3 protein-coding genes and 1 pseudogene are annotated in these 3,990 nt (G+C 72.5%); all 4 read right to left on the bottom strand.

From position 1 onward, the window contains the following. The coding region (locus GA0115259_RS36340; protein ID WP_141716848.1) for a serine hydrolase at positions 1 to 587 on the bottom strand (587 nt) is incomplete at its 3' end. Between the two features lie 218 nt (positions 588 to 805). Further along, on the bottom strand, positions 806 to 2,485 hold the full coding sequence (locus tag GA0115259_RS36335) for a PucR family transcriptional regulator (protein WP_093604727.1): 1,680 nt from the start codon (positions 2,483 to 2,485) through the stop codon (positions 806 to 808). Positions 2,486 to 2,560: 75 nt separating this feature from the next. Continuing rightward, the gene (gene menC / locus GA0115259_RS36330) at positions 2,561 to 3,667 is read right to left on the bottom strand and encodes an o-succinylbenzoate synthase (RefSeq protein WP_093604725.1); all 1,107 of its coding nucleotides are present in this window, start codon (positions 3,665 to 3,667) and stop codon (positions 2,561 to 2,563) included. Next, positions 3,664 to 3,990: pseudogene (locus tag GA0115259_RS36325) on the bottom strand (GNAT family N-acetyltransferase); the annotation flags it as partial. The gene menC and the pseudogene GA0115259_RS36325, both read right to left, overlap by 4 nt.

Here is a 3,990-nt window from a genome sequence, read left to right as displayed (position 1 = left end):
GTACGGCAGGTCTGCTCGGGCATCAGCACCCGCAGCCGGGCGAGCCGCTCGGGCGACAGCCCCGCCAACGTCTGCTCGGAGTCGTGGCCGGTCCCGGAGTCCTCGCCGAGCCCGAGGTCCTCCCCGATGGTGCGGATCAGCTCCGCGCAGTCCAGCGGGACCGCCGTGTGCGGGAGGCCGAGCCGCCGCAGCGACTCGGCGACCGCGGGCTTCCCCACCTTCCCGAGGATCAGGTCGGTGGCGACGTTGTCGCTGACGCCGATCATCAGCACGGCCAGGTCGAACCAGGACATCGTCACGTCGTGGCGGAATGTCGCCAGGCCGTACGAACCGGGTGCCGGGGGCCCCGGCGGTACGGTGATCCGCTCGCCGAGGTCGAGTTCGCCGGCCGCGCCCTGGCGGGCGAGTTCCACCGCCACGGGAACCTTGAACACGGACGCCGAGACCACGCGCTCGTCGGCGCCGATGCCCACCTGCCGGGTGCCGTCGAGATCCGCCGCGTGGAGCCGGACCTGGACGCCCGCCCCGGCCGCGCGGGCGTTGATCGTCTCGATCAGTTCCGACGACTGATCGGATTCGGTGGTCATGAGATGGCGCTCCCGTCTCTCCGCCTTCGCGATCAGCGCCGCCGTGTCGAGGCGAGAGGCGCCTTCCGCGCTGATGTCCCATCCTGGACATCCGGTGACGGAGCGGGTTCGTGGAGTTCCACAAACCTCCGGGAGGTTTTCGGGCGGCCCGGACCAATGGCGTTTCCGCGCGCTTTCCTCCGGGGGCGTCCTTCTGTCACCCGCCCGCCGGAGAGGCCCTACGGGGTGTCAGCCGGCGCCGGACGGACCGGGGCCGGGTGCAGCCGGAGTTGCAGCATCGCCGCGAACCGTTCGCCCGGATCGTCGAGGTTGATCCCGCCGACCTCGGCGAGCCGGCGCAGGCGGTACCGGAAGGTGTTGGGATGCACATACGCCGCCGCCGAGGCCGCGGCCACGTCGCCGAACGCGTCCAGCCAGCACCGCAGCGTGTGGACCAGCTGCGACTGGTGCCGGGCGTCGTAGTCGAGCAGGCGGGCCACGGGCCCGGTCGCCACCTCGCCGCGCGAGGCCACGAGATCGGCGAGGTCCAGCATGAGCGCCTCGATGTGTACGTCCTCCGACGTGGCGACGCGCCGCGCTCCCGCGTTCGTGAGCAGTACCCGCAGCGCCCTCTTCGCGCCGTCGCGCGAGCGGCTGAGCCCGGTGCCGTCGAGGGCCGGCGGGCCGATGCCGATCGCCGCCGCCACCCGGTGCCCGGTGCGCTCCAGGAACGTCGAGGCGACGCGGACCGACCGTTCCTGGATGTCCGCTTCATTCCCCGGCATCGGCACGATGCCGAAGGCGACATCGCCCACGAGCGCCACGGCCGAACGCGCCTGGACCGCGCTCAGATGCATGGCCAGCGCGTCCGCGACCCGCTGGCGGTCCGTGATCCTGCGCAGATCGTCCTCCGCCGAGGGATCCCCGTCCGAGTCGCCGGACAGGCCCAGGGCCAGGACGATCGCGGGCTGCCCCTGGAGACCGAGCCGGGCGATCGCCTCCGGTGCTCCCGTACCGCCCTCAAGCGCCGTGCTCACCAGGTCGGCCCGCAGCCGGCGCTCGACATCGGCGCCCGCGCGCAGCCGCAGCATATGGAGCGCGACCAGCTTGCCCGCGTCGATCAGTGCCTGCGTGCGCTCCTCGGACAGCGGGCCCGGCACAGCAGCCCAGATCGAGCCGAGGATCTCGTCGCCGGCCCGCACCGCGAGTGCCACCCGTGGGACGGTCACCATCTCGTCGTGCATCAGATCGACATCGACATAGACGGGCGTGTGGTCGCGGTGGAGCCGCTCGAAGACGCCGTCGCGGGCCAGGCCCCGGGTGAACCGCTCCGGCACCTGGCGGCCCAGGATCGTCTCCACACGGGACTGGTCGGCCTCGTCCTGGCGGCCGGAGAAGGCGAGCACCCGCGAGCTGCGGTCCTCGATGGTCACGGGCGCGTCCAGCAGCGCGGCCACCGCGTTGGCCAGCGCGAACAGATCGCCCGACGGCATCCCGCCGAGCGTCTGCGGCGAGACGTCGCCGATGTCGCCCTCCACCAGCAGGGTTCTCAGCATGGCGGCGATCTGCGCCCATGAGGCGCCACGGGTGAGCCCGAGCAGGGCGACGCCCGCCGCGCCCGCCGCCCGCCGTACTTCCGTGGTCGGGACGAACGGCGACCGGACGACGAGCGCCGCCGCGCCCTTGCGGCCGAGGTCGTGCAGGAGGCGTACGACGTCGTCCGGATCGTGGACGCCCACGCCCAGTACGACGGCCTGCGCGGGGAACTCCGACTCGTCGAGCGGATCGTGGATGACCACGCCGCCGAGCGGTCGGCTTGTGCTCCGGCCGCCCGCGATCGGCTCCAGCAGCAAGTCCCCGAGGTCTTCGAGCACGCGCGCCAGGCTCGTCTGCGCCCTGCCGGGCAGCGGTGTCAGCATCGCCCGAGGATAGTCCCGGCCGCCTCGGGCCCGTTCGTCCGGTACGACAGGATTCCCCGCCGAATTCGTCCGGAGCTACGAACCCAGCCACACCTTCGTGGTGGTGACGGCCGCCAGCAGATCCGGGACCGGCGCGACACCGAGACCGGGCCCCGTGGGCACCGGCAGATGGCCGTCCTTCAGGACGAACGGCTCCGTGATGTCGGTCCGGTAGAACCGGTCCGACGCCGAGGTGTCGCCCGGCAGTGTGAACCCGGGCAGTGAGGCCAGCGCGACATTGGCCGCCCGCCCGAGCCCGGTCTCGATCATGCCGCCGCACCACACGGGGATCCCGTGCGCCGCGCACACGTCGTGCACCCGCCGGGCCTCCAGATAGCCGCCGACCCGGCCGGGCTTGATGTTCACGATGGCGCAGGCGCCGAGCGTGATCGCGTCGGCCGCCGAGCGCGCGGACACGATCGACTCGTCCAGACAGATGGGCGTACGGACGCGGCGGGCCAGTTCGGCGTGGCCCAGGATGTCCTCCTCGTCCAGCGGCTGCTCGATCAGGAGAAGCCCGAACGGATCGAGACGCGCGAGCACCGGCGCGTCCGCCAGGGTGTACGCGGTGTTGGCGTCGACCTGGAGCAGTACGTCGTCGCCGAAGCGCTCCCGTACCGCGCGCACCGGCTCCACGTCCCAGCCGGGTTCGATCTTCAGCTTGATCCGCACATAGCCCTCGTCGAGATAGCCGCCGACGACGTCCAGGAGCTGAGGGACCGAGTCCATGATGCCGACCGAGACGCCACAGGGCACGGAGTCGCGGGTGGACCCGAGCGCCCGCGCGAACGACTGGCCGTGCGCGCGGAGTTCGGCGTCGAGTACGGCCATCTCCAGGGCGGCCTTGGCCATCCGGTGGCCCTTGTACCCGGCCAGCAGCGGCGCGACCTTGTGCGCGGTGACGTCGTCGGCCGCCAGCAGGGCGGGCACCAGGAAGTTCCGCAGGACATGCTCGGCGCCGTCGACGTACTCCGAGGAGTAGACGGGCCCCGCCATGGCGCCGCACTTGCCCCAGCCCTCGCCCGTCGGCGTCACCACGCGTACGAGCAGCAGTTCCCGTACGTCCTGGGTACCGAACGACGTACGGAACGGTGCCACCAACGGCATCCGCACACGCAGGAGTTCCACACCATCGAGTTTCACGAGGACCGCTCCCTTGAGACCACGTACCAGCCGGCACGATCGAATCCGACGACCTGGGCTTCCGCCGCCATCAGGTCGCTCAGCACCTCTCGCAGCGCGAGGCGCCACATCTGGCTCCGGCCCGGGTCCCTGCGCCGGAGTGCCTCGATGTCGGGCGGCACGGCTACCAGGACGACGGGACCGCCCGGCGAGCCCGTCAGCGGGCCTCCGTCGGGCGCGACCGACAGGGCGAGCGCCGCGCCGTGCTCCCGCAGAGCGGTGGCGTCGGCCGGGACGGGCCTGCCGAGAGAGGCGGCGGACACGGCGGGGGGGGGGGGGGCCCC

This window comes from Streptomyces sp. MnatMP-M17 (assembly GCF_900091995.1).
In the GTDB taxonomy this organism is placed as follows: domain Bacteria; phylum Actinomycetota; class Actinomycetes; order Streptomycetales; family Streptomycetaceae; genus Streptomyces.
Note: the sequence above shows the minus strand (reverse complement) of the source record. Positions and strands in the feature narration are given on the sequence as shown.

Bases quoted from the DNA above. Each gene is read 5' to 3' on its own strand.
- GA0115259_RS36335 (WP_093604727.1), bottom strand. From the start codon at position 2,485: ATGCTGACACCGCTGCCCGGCAGGGCGCAGACGAGCCTGGCGCGCGTG.